Source organism: Nocardioides sp. Z38_18 (assembly GCF_058215695.1).
Window position 1 is genome coordinate 921,667 of record NZ_JBZAJE010000002.1, and the last position, 16,984, is coordinate 938,650.

Consider the following 16,984-nt stretch of genomic DNA (forward strand, 5'->3'; position numbering starts at 1 on the left):
GTGAAAATCCGGGCGTTGTTCCGCTACCGGGCCAAATGTCGACATCGGTGATCGCCCTCGTCATACGTCGACCCCGCAGGCGTGGTCGGGTCGGACACCGAGCCCGGGCATGCGGGCGTGCGCCCCACGCCGGTCATTGCGCAATACTTCCGGGCCCTGACGGTCGTATCGACGCGGTCCCCACACACTGACCGTGGCCCCCTAGACTCTCGTCTTGGCGGTCTGGGATGCCCGCGAAGCCACGCTGGTGTCCAGGCGGTTCTCCGGACCAAACCCCAGATTCCCCGGGGCCTCTGGGGGCTAGGGACTTTAATCCTGACCTGGGGTTTGTTAGTTCCGCGTATTGCTGACTCACTCACACTTGGGACAGTGCAGCGCCAAGTTGGAACGGCAATCAGTCATCCTTGGAACGTCCCGAACATCGGTTCGCAGGAGCCTCCTCGCGGAGTTTGCCGTTTGACATCCGTGCCTCTGGCCGGCACGGGAGTGACCGTCAGCTCGCCAGGGGCGGACGTCCGTCTGTCTGAAGTCACCCCGGTACGGCGGTCGCGGCCGTCCTGGTGAGGATCGCGTCGAGGTGTCGGCGGGCGACCTCGATCGGGATGCGTTCCTGCTCGATGCGGAGCACGGGAGCGTTGCCGCTGGTGAGCAGCGCGTACAGCGCGAGCTCGCCTTCACGGAGATGGGGGACGGCACGTGGCGGGCGTGCGGTGAGCGCACTGCCGCGGCGGTCGTGGTTCGTGCCGTAGCGCTGGTACCGCTCGTAGGTGGTGGTGTCCATCAGGATCGACTCGACGGTGAGGCCCGTTGCGCGGAACTCGTTGAGGATCTCCAGGCCGTCGAGGTCGATGTCGCCCCAGTAGACGACCAAGGGTGCGGCCCGGACCCAGGGTGCTGCCGCGATCGTGCCGGCGCCACGGCCCTCGCCTTCGATGGCGATGCCACCAGGGACGGTGGGGAACCCGATCGCGGTGTCCTTGTTCTCCGAGACTAGGACCACAGCCGGCTGGTACGGCAGGGCCACGGCGTCACCGACGCTGTAGGAGTCGTGTTGACGACCTCGACCGGGCCGACTCGACGCAGTGTGCGGGGCAGTGATCTGAGAGGCCGCGCCAAGGGCGGCGTGGTCGCCCAGGCCGAGGTGGTCGGGGTCGAGGTAGGTGAAGTGGAACCTGGCTGGATGCGGCGGCAGGAGCCCGAGGTGGTCGATGCCTGTGACAAGCCTGACGAGACCCTGGTGGGTGTCGAGCCATTTCGCGTGGACACCCTCGATCGGCACCTGTCGTGGGGTCATCGGCATCAGCGCCAGGCTCCCTGAGGAGGTGGCCCTGCGTGACGCGCCTGCGGAGGTGTCCGCAGTGCCAAGGCGGCGCAGGAACCAGTCGCACACGCGGCACAGGATGTCGAAGTCGAGCTCGCTGAGGCGTACGGCTGTGCGCAGTGCTCCGACCGGGTTGGGTTGTCCGGGGAACCTTCGCCGCAGTTCACCGGCCCGGGCGCGTGCCAGCTCCAGCTGTACCGGCCACGGGTCCCCGGCCAGGTGCGCGGCCGTGTTGATGTCCGGGACGTGCACGTGGGTGATGACGTCCTGCCGGGTGCCGCTGACCATGCGTGTGCCGTAGACGAGCTCGACGTGGTGCCGTGTCGCCCAGTCGCGCCACTCGTGGAGTTGCCGGACGTAGCTGGCGAAGTCGCGCTGCAGCTCATCTGAGGCGACTTTCCCGAGGGGGACCCTGTGCGGCCACCGTGGCTTGTCCTCGGTGACCGGGTTGTGGGGGGCGTCGGAGTCGTCGAGGCCGTCGGCCCGGCCCAGCTCGGCGATGACGGCTGATGCCCAGTTGCTCTCCAGTCGCGAGCGGATCTTGGCGACGACCTCGGAGATGCCGCGCATCATGAGTCGGCGCCGGTCGGCACCAACCGCTCACCGACCCCGACCCCGACCCCGGCCAAGTCGAGCTCCTCGCCGGTGTCGGCCACGGTGTCGGTGTTCGTGTCGTGGTCGGTGATGTGGTCGATGTAGGCGTATCCGGTGCTCTCGTCCTTCTGAATGATCACGAAGGAGTTCATGTGCTGCTCCAGGCCTGTGAACTTATCCTCGGGTGCCCCGACGATGATCTGGAACTTCAGCCCGCGCCACGCGGAGACTGCTCGTCCTGCGAACTGGCTGTCGGCCTTGACGAAGCCCTCGTCGAGGAACACGGGCGCGAACCGCGGACGGTCGCGCAGCTCGTCACCGAGGCGGAACCGGAGCGCGGAACCGATGATGAACGCGATCAGCTCTTGGGATTCGCCTCCTGACGCGGACCCCAGCTGGCGATGCTCCTGGGCGGCCCAGGCGTCGCCGACCGCGGGGTACTCGACCGCGTACACCTCGACGTGGCGTCGCACGTCGAGCAGCCTGTCGCGATCGGACTTCTCCGGGGAGTACTTCGCGTCCTTCGGGCCCCGCAGGCGGACCATGAAGTCCTCCAGGTCGGCGAAGACGGTCCGCATCTGGTCGAACGACATCGACTTGGTCGCCAAGGTCGCCATCTTGCGGAGCTTGATGCGGAACTGGCGCACGGTCTCGGTGTTCATGTCGTCGACCTTGAGCTTGAGGCGTCCGCGGCGGGCACCGAACGGCTGGTTCGCCAAGATGTCGTTTATCGGCACGATGCGGGTCTTGATGGCGTCGATTTCGCTGGACATCGACTGGGCGAGGGGCAGCAAGTCCTCGCCGACCCACTCCGCGACGGCTCGCTGCCACTCCTCCCTGTTCTGGTAAAGCCCGGCTGCCTCGAGCTCCTCGAGGATGCGCAGGAAGTCGGGGTAGCACGCCAGCGCGATGTCGAGGTTCGGGTCGTACCAGTTGCTCTGGTAAAGCTCGAAGGTCTTTAGCAGCGCCTTCTCGCACCTCTCGACCTCGATGCTGGCGTCCTTCTGCTGGATGCCGAGCGCTGTCTTGATGCCGGCCAGGCGTTCGATGAACCGGTTGGCCTCGACGATCGGGTCGCTGGTGTCGGCTTCAGCGGTGACTTGCGCGTACACGGAGGCGAGGTACGCCTCCTGGTCCTCGCTCAGGGTGAACTCGTCGTCGTGCTCGTGGGGAGCGAGCTCGCCGAAGCGAGCGTCCTTGCGTTCGCAGAGCTCAGCCCAGGTTGCCCTGTGGTTCTCGCCGGCGCCCTGAAGGGCCGTCTCCTCACGCTGAGCGGCCTTGTGCAGCTCCTTGAGGACCTCGATTTGCCCGGCGAGCTCCTGGAGCCGGTTGTCGGCGGAGAGCAGTTCAGCCCGCCGCCTCTCCAGGGTCGCGATCCGGCTGGTCAGTCCGTCGACGTCGACCTCGTCCCACCGGTACGTCTCGATGCTGGCGTAGGTGGTGCGCCGGTCGCTGTGCGCACGGTTCTCCGCGTCGAGCTTGTCCATAAGTGCCTTGGCGGCTACGAGGTCGCGCTCGACCTGGCTGCGTTCGTCGTCAAGGCGGGTGAGGTCCTCAGCGTTGCTGAACCCGAGGATGTTGTCGCTGTGGGCTCGGCCGACCGCTGAGCGAATGCCGCGTCGAGTCTGGCCGGTGACTGTGACCCGGAACCCGCCGCTGTCGAGCTCGTCGGGGTGGTTGACGCACAGGGCGTTGAGGGCGCCGTCGGCGATGTGGGCCTGGAGCCATCCGGCGTACCGGTGGTCGGCGAAGGAGAGCTTGCCGAGGATGCGGCCGGCCTGGTCGCTTCCGGTGGCACCCTCCAGTGGGAAGCGGGGTGGCTCGTCGCGGTTCCCGTCGATGAGGCGCACCCGTCCGCGCAGGTTCAGGTCGTTCAGGGCGCGCGCGATCTCGCGACGTCGTTCGGCCGGGATGACGATCTGGCGAGCTTCGCCTCCCAGGACGGTCTCGATGGCGATGCGCCACTTCTCCTCCCCGGGGCGGACGTCGAGGAGCTCGGCGATGTAGGGCAGGTCCTCGGTACGCATCCCGAGGTGGTGCGCGACGATCTCGCGCAGGTCGGCGAGAGGTCCACGGATGCGGGTGCCGGACTCGGCGAGCTGGCGCAGGTCGTTGTTGATCTCGCGGCGGCGCTCCTCGAGCGGCCTGAGCGCATCGCGCGCCTCGTCACGTCGCTCCTGGTAGCGCTCGTTCCACATGTTGATGCCCCGCGTGAACGCCCGGGCGTCCTGCTGAAGGGTCTCGAAGTCGGCCTGGCTGGTGAAGGACGTGGAGACGGCACCTGCGAGCGCGACGAGCTCGTCTCGACGGCTCTTCGCGTGCGCCAGCTGCCCGTGAAGATTCTCCAGCTGCGAGGTGAGACCTGACAGCTCGTTGCCGCCACTGTCCCGGAAGTCGTCTCGAGCCGATTCGAGGTCTTCCCACAGCTGCTCGGTCTGCTCCGAGGCCGACCGTGCCGCCGCTTGCGCGGCGCGGTGCTCGGCGTGCGCGTGGTCGGCGGCGGCGTCGAGCAGGTCGCACTCGCGCCGCAGAGTCCACGCGGTCAGCTTGGTGAAACCGGGCCTGGTGACGCCGAACTGGTCGAGGTCGCGGATCCGGTCCTTGGCGGTGGTGAGCTGCTCGTGGACGGCGGGAAGGTCCCGCAGGGTGGTGTGCTTGCGTTCGGCGTCCTCCATACGCGCAAGGTCACCGGAGAGGGTGTCGAAGTCCGCGAGGGCGAGGTCAGCGTCCTTGAACGTCGCAGGCGTGTCGAGGACGAGCTCGCGGTAGAGGGCGTTCACGCTGTTGACGGGACGGCCGGCCTGGATACGGGCGAGGAGATCGAGGGCGTTGAGACCATCGCCGTTCGCGCCGATGGCGAGCTTGGTGAACAGCACGTTGGAGAACTCGGTGTACTTCTTGTAGACCCTGGCGCTCGACCAGGTCGTGGAGATCACAGTGGAGAGGGGTTTCCCGGCGATGTAGACGCGCATCGGTTCGCGCAGGTCGGCCAGATTGACCGCCTCGGGGATGGTCGCCATGCGGGTGACGATCTCGTTGGAATCGGTCGCGGTCGCGGGAACGAAGTAGACGCGAAGGGCGGTCATCGCGTGCCCGCTGGTGTCGGTGAACGTTGCTGCGACCGCGCCCCACGTGGCGCGGCCGCCGCCCCGAAGCAGGTTCTCGCTGCTCGCGCCGCCGGTCTCGTCGTTGGTGCCCTGCTTGCCCCTGAGGTAGGTCAACAGGGTGCGCTGCCCGCCGGCCTCGTTGCGGGCACGGCCGGTGCCTGAGTCGTTCGACGCGCCGTTGAACGGCACGCGTGAGGGCATCATCAGGGCCGTGTAGGCGTCCAGGAGGGTCGACTTCCCGGTCCCGGAGCCACCGGAGATCATGGTCGCCTCGTGGTGGAACGGGAGCTTGTGGTGGCCCTGGAACCCTCCCCAGTTGACGACCTGAAGGGACTCCAGCTTCCACTGTGTGGAGGCTGGGTCGTCGCCAACGGCCGCCAATGTGTCGAGGCTGGTGCGGTCGAAGAGGTCTTCTTGGATGGTGCTCATGCCGAGGTCTCCTGTGCGGCAGCGGCCAGCGGCGCTGCGGCCGCGTCCGGGTCGGTGAGGTCTGCGTCCACGTCGCCGTCGGTCGACCCGTGGGTTGCGCCATCCGCTGCGCTGTCGGGAGTGGAGGTGTGCTGCTGGAACGCGTCGAGCAGCTGCTTGAGGGTGGCCAAAGGCAGGAGTGCCTCGATGGCGCGGTGGATCCGGTACCGGTCCTCGTCGCGGGTCTTCACCAGCAGTCCCGAGGTGACCAGGCCGGCGATGGCGCCGCGCACTCGGTTCTCGTCGAGGTACACGTCGGTGGCGGTCAACGGCCGGAAGCGCGCGACGTGGGCAAGCATCCCGTCGGTGTCGACGTAGGCGACCGCCTGACCCGACGCGGTCTCGGCACGGTGACGTTCGCGAAGGTAGATCAGCAGCAGGGTCTCTTCGCGACTGTTCGGGGCGTCGCGGACGAGCGTCTTGAACGGGTGGTCGGCGTTGCGCGCGGGGGTGGCGTACGCGACCTCGGCGCGCTCGTCGACGACCAGGATCATGTAGAGGTTGTTGAGCGCGACCGCGATGGGGTCGCGGTCTTGGAGGAGCGTCCGCCAGGCGTCACGGTCGTCGGAGGAGATGAACGACTTCTTCAGCAGCGCGACGACGGTGTCGCGCTGACGAGCGGCCAACGTGCCCTGGTCGCCGATCCACAGCGGGTCGTTCCCGTCGTCGAGCCGCTCGGCGAACTCGGCGTCGTCGTCGGTGAAGGTGTCAATGAGGTCGTGGTCGTCGGCCACGCTGTGGGCAGACATGCCCGCGGATGACTCCAGGTTGAGGTCCTGGGTGGCGTCGTTCCCGGAATGGGGCGTGTGGTGACTCATCCGTGGGTCTCCTGCGTGGGTGTCTGCATGGGGTCGTGGGGCGTGGTCTCGGGGTGCGTGCCGTCGAGGTGCCCGGTCGCGCTATCCGGGGTACAGGCGGGTTCTTGTTCGAGAGCCCCGGGACGTCGCGCGTAGTGCGGCACCTGGAACCAGCGGCGGCTCCCATCGGCCCGGAGCGCCTCGTACACCTCGGCATCGCCAGTCGGTTCCAGCCCGTGCCGTCGCGCGAGCGGCAGAACGCCGAGGATCTCGACGGGGCGACGCAGCGCATCCGGAAGCGAGTGGAACAGCCCGGCGAGCGAACCGACACCGGTGGCGGCTGCCAGCTTGTCGCTGAGCTGCTCGCGCAGGGACACGTGCGAAGGGCCGCCGCGAGCGCGCAGCTCGGCAATGCTGAGGCCGCCGACTCCGGCGGGCGTCTCGAGGTCTGCCATCGGTGGAGGCGGCTCGTCGTTGGCGGGGTCGTACATCTTCGTGCGCAGGTGGGTGATGTCCGGTCTTCCGGGGAGCAGGGGCAGCGGTGCCTTCGCGCGTGGTCCGGCCTCTTGCATCCACTGCCGCATCTCGACCTCGAGCGCCCGCAGCGTCGCGGCTAGCTCGTGGTCGCGTTCGACGTCGTGGGAGGTGATGTAGTCGTGCAGTGTCCGGGAGACCTTGGCGCGCTGCTCCAGAACGCGTTTGAGGCCCTCGCGGATGAGGGTGACTGTGTTCCGAACCTGCGCCCGTTCCTCGGGGATGAGCAGGTCGGTTGCCCGGGGCGTGTCGAGCAGGGTGGCGATGTACCGGTTGACCTGGTCGAGCAGGTCGGGGTCGCGCAGCAGCTGGAGCGCTCCCTCGAAGCCGCGGCCGGCCGCCGAGGACGTGCCGAGCTCGCGCACGTGCTCGAGGTAGAGGCGCACGGCGTCGCCGCTGGTGACCGACGCAGTCCGGAAGTTGGCGATCGTGTCGTGCTCGAACTCGCGGTAGGACTCCACGACCCGGGTGAAATCGCTGGGAAGCTCAGTCAGGTACCGCTGGAGCTCTGCGACGCCTTGGACGATGTCGTCGTCGGTGGCCTCCTCGATCTCGCCGCCATCGAGAACGCGGTTGATCTCGGTCTGGATGCGGTCCTTCTCCAGCTGAAGGTTGGTGATGTACTCGCCCTCGTCCGGGGCGAGCGTGGAGGCGAAGTCCCGGAGGTGTCGCACGAGCCCCGCGATGAGGTGGCTCGACAGCGAGATCGAACGGTCCTTGGTCAGACGTTCCACTGTGCGGAGACCGTCCAGGGCGCTCGAGGTGAGCTGGTAGACCTCGTTGCCGTCGTCGTCTGGCAGGCGCAGCAGCCACCCGTCGCGCATCCACTTCAGGCAGGAGTCGCGGCCGTTGGTGGAGGGGACGTGCGGTAGGTCGGAGCGGCGGAGGTCGGTCAGCAGCTCTTCGACCTGGTCGTGCATGCGCGCGGTCGGGACGGTCGGCTTCTCGGCGGTGAACATGATCCGGAAGACGGTGAGGACCGCCGGAGAAGTCGGTCGGGAGATGAGCGTCAGGGTCGGCTGGGTGTATGCCGTCTGGACCCGCCTGAACTCGGACGCAACGTCGCTCATTCCCCCGTACCTCCCATGTGAGGACACCGTATGTGGCAGTGCCGACACTCGCTGGGGAACAGACCAGCCCCGTTCACGCTTCGGGATGCGGCGTCACCTGCGGTCCAGGTCACATTCCGGGATCCCGGCCGCGGTCGTGGTGCCCACCCGGCCGACAGTGCGCGCGACGGTCTCTGTTGCGGTGAGCCAGAACCTGCGGGCGCAAGTCGCGCGCGGCAGCTACCGTGCGGTGGTCGTTCGCTCGTGGCTTGCTCGGCGTGGCAGATTCGCGCCCGCGTGACACACAGTCGCAGCCACGCACCTCGGATCCGAGCGCCGCGTAGTGCGCACCGTCCAGGCACAGCCACTCACCCGAGCATGGAGGACCTTTCGTGAGCAGTAACGATCAGCACCCCGCGGCATCGGAGCCGGATGCGGACCGCGGCCCGGCCCAGGTGCTCCCTGGTCCCGGGTACAGGGCACTGTGCGGTGTTCCCCTCGACACGATCTCGACCGTCACCAACCTTCGCGAGCAGGCACACGCACGTGGGCTGACCTTGCCGCAGTGGCGTGAGGCGCACACCGCGGTGCTCGGCGCCTCTGGGATCGAGCACGGCCCGGTGGCAGCTCAAGCGATCGAGCTGGCCAAGAGCGCCCGGACGGAACTGATCGCCGCCTACGACCGTCTCGACGAGGCGGACGTACCCGAGGACCGCCAGTCGATTGAGGATCTCCAGAAGCACTTGACCGCCATGCTCGGTGACCTGGCCGCCATGGAGGGCCCGCCGAGCGACACCGAGGTCCTCGAGGACCTGCCGGCACACGACGCGGAACTACGCCAGCACATTGCCGACATGCGCGGGACCTTCAGCGAGCAAACCGTTGACCGGGCCCGTGCACGTGCCGAGAAGCAGGAGAAGCTGCACCGAGCCTGGCGGGTCGACCTCGATGGAATCGAGCGCGACGCGTTCACGGGCCTTCCGTTGGCCGCCGTCGAAGAGCACCGCGTCAAGGTCCATGACCGGCTCGGGCCGGTGCCTGTCGGTCGCGCGGAAGCGCGCGCGACCACGTGGCTGGCGGCCTCCGACGACGACCGTGCGACCGCCGCGGCTGCCCAGTCGCACTTCTGGGGCCCTGAGGACCTCCACGGGTGGCGGATGCACGAGCTCACCCATGGGTTGAGTCGTGGTGTGCTAATCGAGTTCCTCGAGTACGCGCGCGCTCACGCGGACGAGTCGGCGTCGGCGTCGGCGATCGTGGACCTGTGGCAGAACGGAGACCTGCGGGCGTTCGTGCGTGACTTCCTCGACAGGGACGCACCGCCTCTCTGATCCGAGCTGTGACCCCTCAGTGCGACCCCAGGGCGACTTCAGGGCGAGCTCGACTGTCTTGCTGGCAGACCTGAACCGGGCACCGCTAGAAAGACGGAATCTCGCAGTCAGTTCCCCGCCTCGCCAGCGGACTCACCTTCGGATACTGCTTGGTGACTACGGTCGAGGATTCACGCTCATGGTCACGCCTGTCGACGTGACATGCAGCGATCCGCCGGCAAGTGCCAGGACTACAAGTGCCGCGAGCCCGAGCCCGACCACTGCGCCGGTGCGCAGCTTCATGGTGTCGGCTTCCCGAGGGGTGTCGATCTCGGGAGTGCGGGCGCCGCCGGGTGTCTGGTGGTTCATCTTGAGTCCTTACGTGAAGAGGGTCGATGTAGACAACCATATACACTACTCACATGAAGGTCCACAGTTTTTAGATCTGGTCGTACACACTTCTTAGAAATGACGATAGGTTTGATCCATGGCGCGAGGCATGCGGCGAGGAACTCCACCTGCTGAGCTCTTCGGCGGCCTGCTCGCCATGATTCGGGGCGCAGGGACCGGTAGCTCCATGCGGCAGGTCGGGGACAGGATCAAAGCTCCAGCTGCGACGGTGTCCCAGATCGAAAAGGGCCAACGGGCTCTCAAGGCTGAAAAGATCGCGATCTGGGCTGAGGCCCTTGAGGTAGACGAAGCTCAACTTCGTGAACTCTGGCACTTGGCTCAAGGCGAGGTTCTGGTCGGCGATCGCCGCATCTTCTATACCGACAAGGACGCACGCGAGGCGCTCGGGTCGGAGCCCCTCAAGTCCAACAGCCTCACGGAACTGCGCGAACGGCCTGACCTTGAACCGATCTACCGCCTCGCCAGGCGAATGACCACCCTGCTGGAGAAGGTGCTTCCGAACGCAGTTCTCCAGATGGAGCCGCTCGACTACGAGCCCCTTCACATCGACAAGAGCGCCGCAGGACTAGCGCTCACCGCAGCCGAAGAGGACGAGCAAGCAGAACACCTCGACGCTTTCTTGCCACTGCCGTTCATCGAGTGCTACTGGGACGACACACCGGGCCGTCATCCAACCGAGCTCAACGCGAGGTGCCGCGTCTTGGTACCCCTCCTACAGGAGCTCGCACCAATCGTCCGGCAACGCGGCAAGTCCATGAAGACAGCGGAATTGGAGGACCTAATCCGCGACCTGTCGGGGCCCGAAAGAGCGCGCGTGCGCGGCTACGTCGAAGCCATCCTTGAACAGCGAGCCGACCCAAGTAATTAGGTGGGCGCCGGGCCGGCAAATGCCCAGCCGCGGGCAGGACGAAGGTGCGGTCACGCGTCTCCGTCCTTCGCGGCCGGAGAACTGGTGGTATCGCAGCCAACCTCAAAGGTGGTGTTCGGGTGCCTCCACTCTGCGTCTCTGGTTGGCTGACCCGGTGACACGTTGCCAGTTGCTCGCAGGAGCCCTAGGGCTCGCATCGTGGCGCGCTCGCGCCCATCTGGAGGAGTACGCCGTCGCCGCTGGCGATGCGTTGAGACTCACGACGAGGGGGACACGGAAGGCAGGCACTCTCCGTCCGGTGCTCGCGGGACCTCGGCAACGGCCGCAGCTGAGCGAGCTCGGGGTCACCGACGCGGTCCTGGCAACGATCTGGCGGTTCGGTCCCCACGGCATCACACACGAGGTCGCTCCGCTCGCGGAGCGGTACTACACCGGCGCCGACATTGCCTTCGTTGACGGTGTGAGCCGGAGGATCCTGCTTTACCAGGCGAAGGTCGGTTGGCTGTCGGGTGCGACGTTCCGGCTGAAATCTGTGATCGCGGGCCGACAACGGGCCCTCTTGACCACTGCGAAGCCGTTGTCGATCGCGGGCCGAGACTATTCGGTCACCGGACGTCTTGCGCTGTACCAGTCCGACCATGGCGACAGTTGGGACGACTGCGCACGGAGCTACCCGGCTTGGCGGCGCGTGTCGCTTACCGGCCTGGAGGACGAGCCGATAGCCGCTCTCGTCGATGACGTCGCCGCGCAGGGTTACTACACGTCGGTAATGTCTGGGGGAAGCGCGAAGGACGCCTCGCCGAGGCGCTCGACCTTTGCTACGGCGCGATCGAGGCCGCGGAGCAGGACCGGGATGGACGCGAGCCTGCGCCTTGGTACACCGAGCAGGCCGCGATCATCCATCGCAAACTCGGCGAGCGTGACCGGGAGATAGCAGTGCTGCAACGGTGGCTGAGCATGTGCCCACCCCGAGTGGCGCGACAATTCCAAGATCAGTCAGCGGCTCGCCAAGCTGCAGCCGTAGTCTGGCGCGGAGCCGCGGCCGGTACCCGGGTCTGAGGTCGCGAGCTAAGCGCTCAGCAGGCGGACCAGCCGCTCCCTGATGGTGGCTTCGGCTTCGCGCAGAGCTTCGTCTTGTGTGGGGACCGATGATGTCTTGGCGACGACTGCACCGAATAGCACCACTTCGACGTGCCAGAACTGCGGGGCAACCTGGTCGCACACGGTGTAGTACTGGAAAGCCATCTTGTCGGTGTTGGTGATCTCCAGCTTGCGGTATCCGGCCTGAAGTTCACGCCCGTCCAGAATGATGGTTGGTTGAAGGTTCATGCCTGCACCGTAGGGGGCCGCACCGACAGTTAGGTGGGCGAGAGTTCGGGCCACCGTCCGCGGCTCTGGAAGTACTCGAGGGCTTCGACATCCTCGCTGAACTCGAGTAGTCCGCCGACCTTCGCGATGAGCAGTTCGCGCACCTCCGCTGGGTTGGCGAAGAAGAACTCGCGCCGTTCGTTGACGAAGTTGACCCGTCGCTCTGCGAACGCCCGGTGCAGCTCAGCCTCGAGGGTGAGGGCATCCTCGGAGAAGAACAGTGCGTGGGTGTCATAGCGGAACGGCACAGAGGCGTCGCCGAGTTCGCGGATGCGGTCGTGCGGCTCGAGGCGCCGGGTCATCCCGATCTTCACGATGCCGGGGCCGAACGCACCTACGTTCGAGATGACGTAGACATAGCCGGCGCGGATGTTAGCGATGCGGTAGTCGTTGGCCGCGATGGCCTCTTCAAGATCGCCCAACCGAGCGGCGAGCTCATCAGCCGCGACGTTGTCACCGGAAGCGCGCAGGGACGCCATCGCGGAGACGTAGTGCGCCTTTTCCTTCTCTAGACGCTCCCGCTCGGCGGCCAGCTCGGCTTCGGCGCGGCGCTGCTCGCGCAGCTCCTCACGTTCCTGGCGTGCCTGTTCGCGTTCTTCTTGAAGCTTCATCTGGAAGTCGGCGGTCAGTTCGAGCTCGGCGACGCGCAGCGCGTGGTAGTCGGGGTTGATCCGCATCTCCATGAACACACCGAGCTTCTCGATGCCCTTCACGGCGGACTCCAGACGTCTCTGGGCGGTGCTCACGTTGCCTGAGCGCAGGGAACGGACGCAGTTGTCGGCCTCGGCGTTGTAGGCGCGCAGCATCAGCTTGGAGAAGTCTCCGACCATCTTGCGTCCCTTGGCTAGGGAGCCGTCGAAGGTGAACATGTCCGCGGCCAGGACAGCTCGCCCGGCTTTGACGAACTCAGTGACCTGGTCGTCGAGCACCCCAAGGCGCTCTTTGTACGCGGCGGCGTCCTCGAGAGGGTGGTGGTAGCGGTAGATGCCGACGTCTTGGAGGACTCGCTGGTCATCGAGTTCGATGACATCTGATGCCGAACCCGACCGGGCGGCAGCGAGCGCCGCCTCCAGTGCGGTGATGCGCTCGAGCAGCGCGGAGGTGTCGGCATCTCCCGGTGAGGGTGCGGGTGGGATTGGTATGGGCATCGGGGGCGCCGGTTGCGCATCCGGTGCCTCCTGCGGCGATGGACTGGCGGTGTCCTCGGTTGCGTTGGGAGACGTCTGCTGAGCCGTGTCGACGTCGTCTTCCTCCGGGAGCCACAACTTCCATCCCGGCGGCGGCTCTGGCCACGACGGATCTGGCTTCCATCCTGGCGGCGGAGTCCACCCCGGTGGGGGTGCCGGCCACCCGGGCGGGGAGTTGTACCGCACCGCTATTGGCCCTGGGCGCGCACGCCGCGGCCGGCGGCGGCGGGGGTGCAGTCGTACGGCGACTTCGACATCGCGGCGCCCAGGTGGGACAGGGTCGCGTCGGGGACGACGTTGGCAAGGTCGAAGGCGCTGAACGTCTCCCGATCGGCTGCGACGACAACCAGGGGGATGGTCTCGGGCAGGCCGGTGGCGGGTGCGACCCGGTCCACGCCGACGCTCAGGGCGATGGAATGGATCTTGCCGGCACGGTCGGCCTCAAAGACTTCGTGCAGGGTGCGGACCGCGACCTGCCAGACGGCACTGGCGTACCGGTCCTTCTGCGCCTTCACCGGCAACTGGGTCGCGGCGATCTCGTCCTTGGCCTTGACGTACTTGTACTCCTTGACCGCCGGCACAGCCGACGGTTCAGGCACGGTGACCTGCAGCGTGAGTTCGCGGGTGGCCAGGTCGAAATTGTGAGAGTGGGTGACCGGGAAGCACTCGGGGTAGGTGGAGTTGGAGAGCACGATGCCGACGTACTCAGTGATCGCGTCCTCGACGTCGAAGGCCAACCCGTTGATCAATTGGGCCAGCTCCTGGTTGTGCGCTTCGGCCTGGGCCTCGCGGTCGCGGCACTCCTGGTCGTAGACATCCCGGGCCGCGGCGACCTTCTCGACCCGCTCGGCCTCCCGGCGCTTCCAGTCTTCTTGGGCTGCCAAGTAGTCGGTGTACATCTGCTGACACCGTTCCTGCCACCCCTGCACCGCGTGCTGGTGCGTGGCGTTCGCCTGTTCGAGAGCTGCCTCCTTCTTCTTCCTGCCAGCCAGAGCACCCAACGGCGCGGGAGGGACAAACGCAGGCTCGGGCGGGTACGTCAGCGCAGGCAGGGCCGGTTCGGCGACCCCCAAGGCACCGGGGTCGAACGGCGGGTGGTCGACCTCAGTGACCTTCAACGACTCCAAGTCGACGTAATCGTCGACCTGGAGAGTCGAGGTAAGCAGCCCGTCGATCTCGGCGTAGTCGTTTTCGAGGTCACCGTTACGGGATGCGACCTCGGCGAGCTGGGACTCGACATGAAGGCGGGCCGCTTCCTTCTCGGCTGCCTTCTGGTTCGCGACCGAGGCGCGGGCAGCCGCGGCCCGTGCGCGCTCGGCAGCCTTCCGCGCTGCTTCCGCGCGCCGCTCGGCCGCGGCCTGTGCACGGTAGGCGGCGTTGTGCTGCTGCACGCGGCGCTTCTCGGCCTGCTGTGCCTGGTAGTTCATCTCGGCGAAGAAGCCGCGTGCCATGAGTCCCCCAAGGTGTTCGTGTCCACGTCGCGGAAGCGAACGGGACCGGCCCACGACTATCCGGTCCTGGGTTTCTTGCCCCACTGTCTACCACTCGTCGCTGACACGTCGCAGGTGAAGGCTCGCACTCCGATACGCGCGGTCAAGGCAGTTTCCGGCTGAGGTGAACCGTACCGAGTCCCCCGGTGCGTCGGTACGTCCCGCAGCGTCCAGCCGAGACAGCTGGAGCGGGACAAGCCCCCGCACCATGCGCCGATGGTGGGGTGTCCCGGCCGGGATGTGTCGCAGGTGGTGGTCCGGTTCGCTGAGATGAGACCACCCTGCGCAGTGCAGCGGCACAGCGCATTGGGGCAGGTCCCGACCTGGCTAGTGGCGGCGCGGCGCGCCCTCGCCGGAACAGTGCCGGTGATGGCCCACACCGGCAGCGTCCTCTTCCCTCTGCCAAGATGGAGCTCGGCACCGGGGGTTTTCCCTAGGGAAGTCCCCACGGAAGTCCCGATTAAAGTCCCCAGGTCCCGGGCCTCTAGCTCAATTGGCAGAGCAGCGGACTTTTAATCCGCGGGTTGTGGGTTCGAGTCCCACGGGGCCCACCGTTGCTGGCTAGATTTCGAAGCATGAGCTTCGACTGGGACGAGTCTCGCCGTGCGTTCGCCGAGGCCGGGGACGCCTTCGTGGGGCTGGTCGCGCGGGTCGGCGACCGGTGGGAGCTGCCGGGCCTGGGCGAGTGGGACGTGCGCGCGCTGGTGGGACACACCAGCCGTTCGTTCCTCACGGTGGAGACCTACCTCGACCAGCCCGCCGCGGAGGTGGAGGTGGCCACCACGGCCGGCTACTTCCGCGCCGCGCGCACGATCGCCGCCGGCCCCGACGTGGCCGAGCGCGGCCGCGAGGCGGGCCGCGCCCTCGGGCCCGCGCCCGCGGAGAAGGTCGCGGAGATCAGCGCCCGGGTGACCGCGATGATCGAGACCCGGCACGGGGACGAGCTGCTGACCACGGTCATGGGAGGGATGCGGCTGCGCGACTACCTGCCCACCCGGACCTTCGAGCTGACGGTCCACAGCGCCGACCTGGCCACCGCCCTCGGCGAGAGCCTCGAGGTCCCCGCGTCGGCGGCCACCCAGACCCTCGGGACGGTGGCAGAGCTCGCCACGCTCACCGGCCGGGTGCTGCCGCTGCTGCTCGCCACCACCGGCCGGTCACAGCTCCCCGCCGGGTACACCGTGCTCTGAGTCCTCGGGAACATTTTCTTCCGACTCTGTCCATCCGGCGTCCACGGGGTGCAGACTTCCTCCCGAGCACTCCAGGGAGGGCCCATGGAACAGGGGTCGAGGAACGAGACCACTCGCGGCGACCGTCGCGAGCGGATGCGCGTTTCCGCTCGTGGACTGCACCCCGCAGCGCCACCGGAGAGCGACGGCTTCCAGACCCCGGCCTGGCTGGAGAAGTCCTTCGTGCTCCCCGTGACCCCATCGGAGGAGACCGACGTGCCCGTCCAGCCCGTGCCGCACCACGACGACGACGAGCCGGAACCCACCTTCGTTCGCCCCCCGGCGCCGGAGATCGACTTCGCCCGGGTGATGCGCCGTTCCGACGTCGGCCGCAGCGCGTTCCGCACTGCCGTGATCAGCACCGGGCTGTCCGGCCTGTCGGTGATCGGCTTCCTGCTGACCGGGTGGCTCCTCGCCCTGGCGACCGCGATCGTGTGCGCCGTCGTGGCCGCCACGGCGTGCGTGGTGCGGCTGCGCGTCGCAGGCGCGCCGGTTCCGTACGTCGACCGCTGACCCAGCGCGACGGCGTACGGCGACCCTGACCTAGTCTGCGGACATGGCACCGCCGATGAACTACACCGTCGTCGACATGACCCCCGAGGAGCTCGAGGCCGAGCGCGTCCTCCTCGGCGGTCTCGCGCAGAGCGTGCGAGAGCTCGCCGACGCGTCCCTGCGTACGACGGTCCCGGCCGACGTGGTCACGGAGGTGCACGCCGAGATCGAGCGCCTCACCGCCCGTCTGCGCGCGGAGCAGATCCCCGGCTCGTTCGGGGTGACCATCGGATCGGGCGGGACCGTGCGCGGCCACGGCAATGCCGTGGTCGGGATGCGCAACCCGATCGCCCCTCCCCTGGAGGTGGAGCGTGCGCCCGAGGGGCGGGCGTGGGCGTCCTTCGAGCTGGGAGCCGTCTACGAAGGACCGCCCGGGATGGTGCACGGAGGCGTGGCCGCCCTGGTGCTCGACCAGATGCTCGGCGAGGCCGCGGCCGCGGGAGGCGCTCCGGGGATGACCGGCACGCTCAGCGTCCGCTACACCCAGAACACCCCCCTCGGCGCCTGCTCGGCGGAGGCCTGGATCGACCGGGTCGAGGGGATCAAGACCTTCGTCAAGGGTGAGCTGCGCCGCGCCGACGGCGAGACGACTGCCATCGCCGAGGGCGTCTTCATCCTGCCGCGCTGGGCGCGCGAGGCGATCGACGAGACGTCGGCCCGGCACCGCTTCGAGTGAGCGGAGGCGGGGCCACCGCCCTG

13 protein-coding genes and 1 tRNA gene are annotated in these 16,984 nt (G+C 67.6%); 6 read left to right on the forward strand and 8 right to left on the reverse strand.

Annotation, left to right across the window (positions count from 1 at the left end):
* Positions 1 to 529 precede the first annotated feature (529 nt).
* From AC4BGC_RS15580 to AC4BGC_RS15595, 4 genes are read right to left on the reverse strand one after another with little or no spacing between them, the layout of a single operon-like run.
* A complete protein-coding gene (locus AC4BGC_RS15580) occupies positions 530 to 1,894 on the reverse strand; it encodes a Wadjet anti-phage system protein JetD domain-containing protein (RefSeq protein WP_490556545.1) in 1,365 nt (454 codons plus the stop codon).
* The gene (locus AC4BGC_RS15585) at positions 1,891 to 5,451 is read right to left on the reverse strand and encodes an ATP-binding protein (RefSeq protein WP_490556546.1); all 3,561 of its coding nucleotides are present in this window, start codon (positions 5,449 to 5,451) and stop codon (positions 1,891 to 1,893) included. Before AC4BGC_RS15585 ends, AC4BGC_RS15580 begins: the two co-directional genes overlap by 4 nt.
* The gene (locus AC4BGC_RS15590; protein ID WP_490556547.1) at positions 5,448 to 6,308 is read right to left on the reverse strand and encodes a DUF4194 domain-containing protein; all 861 of its coding nucleotides are present in this window, start codon (positions 6,306 to 6,308) and stop codon (positions 5,448 to 5,450) included. Before AC4BGC_RS15590 ends, AC4BGC_RS15585 begins: the two co-directional genes overlap by 4 nt.
* Positions 6,305 to 7,891: a DUF3375 family protein gene (locus tag AC4BGC_RS15595; protein ID WP_490556548.1), complete on the reverse strand. Its 1,587-nt coding sequence runs from the start codon at positions 7,889 to 7,891 to the stop codon at positions 6,305 to 6,307. Before AC4BGC_RS15595 ends, AC4BGC_RS15590 begins: the two co-directional genes overlap by 4 nt.
* A gap of 371 nt (positions 7,892 to 8,262) precedes the next feature.
* On the opposite strand from AC4BGC_RS15595, the gene AC4BGC_RS15600 reads away from it, so the two are divergent.
* Entirely contained in the window at positions 8,263 to 9,201 is a 939-nt protein-coding gene (locus tag AC4BGC_RS15600) for a hypothetical protein (protein ID WP_490556549.1), read from the forward strand.
* Positions 9,202 to 9,357: 156 nt separating this feature from the next.
* Here the strand turns inward: AC4BGC_RS15600 and AC4BGC_RS15605 are convergent, their stop codons facing one another.
* Positions 9,358 to 9,549, reverse strand: coding sequence for a hypothetical protein (locus AC4BGC_RS15605; protein ID WP_490556550.1), 192 nt, complete (start codon positions 9,547 to 9,549; stop codon positions 9,358 to 9,360).
* A gap of 130 nt (positions 9,550 to 9,679) precedes the next feature.
* On the opposite strand from AC4BGC_RS15605, the gene AC4BGC_RS15610 reads away from it, so the two are divergent.
* Entirely contained in the window at positions 9,680 to 10,459 is a 780-nt protein-coding gene (locus AC4BGC_RS15610) for a helix-turn-helix domain-containing protein (RefSeq protein ID WP_490557197.1), read from the forward strand.
* Between the two features lie 1,068 nt (positions 10,460 to 11,527).
* Here the strand turns inward: AC4BGC_RS15610 and AC4BGC_RS15615 are convergent.
* From AC4BGC_RS15615 to AC4BGC_RS15625, 3 genes are all read right to left on the reverse strand, one after another.
* Positions 11,528 to 11,788 carry a hypothetical protein gene (locus AC4BGC_RS15615; RefSeq protein WP_490556551.1) on the reverse strand — a complete coding sequence of 87 codons (261 nt, stop codon included), beginning with the start codon at positions 11,786 to 11,788 and terminating at the stop codon, positions 11,528 to 11,530.
* Between the two features lie 29 nt (positions 11,789 to 11,817).
* A complete protein-coding gene (locus AC4BGC_RS15620) occupies positions 11,818 to 12,975 on the reverse strand; it encodes an SNIPE associated domain-containing protein (RefSeq protein ID WP_490556552.1) in 1,158 nt (385 codons plus the stop codon).
* A gap of 227 nt (positions 12,976 to 13,202) precedes the next feature.
* Entirely contained in the window at positions 13,203 to 14,465 is a 1,263-nt protein-coding gene (locus tag AC4BGC_RS15625) for a hypothetical protein (protein WP_490556553.1), read from the reverse strand.
* 517 nt (positions 14,466 to 14,982) lie between these two features.
* On the opposite strand from AC4BGC_RS15625, the gene AC4BGC_RS15630 reads away from it, so the two are divergent.
* From AC4BGC_RS15630 to AC4BGC_RS15645, 4 genes are all read left to right on the forward strand, one after another.
* Positions 14,983 to 15,055 (forward strand) — tRNA-Lys (locus tag AC4BGC_RS15630).
* Positions 15,056 to 15,079: 24 nt separating this feature from the next.
* Positions 15,080 to 15,694, forward strand: a complete 615-nt coding sequence (locus tag AC4BGC_RS15635; protein WP_490556554.1) for a maleylpyruvate isomerase N-terminal domain-containing protein — start codon at positions 15,080 to 15,082, stop codon at positions 15,692 to 15,694.
* A 135-nt stretch (positions 15,695 to 15,829) separates the two neighbouring features.
* On the forward strand, positions 15,830 to 16,246 hold the full coding sequence (locus AC4BGC_RS15640) for a hypothetical protein (protein WP_490556555.1): 417 nt from the start codon (positions 15,830 to 15,832) through the stop codon (positions 16,244 to 16,246).
* 43 nt (positions 16,247 to 16,289) lie between these two features.
* Positions 16,290 to 16,961, forward strand: coding sequence for a PaaI family thioesterase (locus AC4BGC_RS15645; RefSeq protein ID WP_490547515.1), 672 nt, complete (start codon positions 16,290 to 16,292; stop codon positions 16,959 to 16,961).
* Positions 16,962 to 16,984 lie beyond the last annotated feature (23 nt).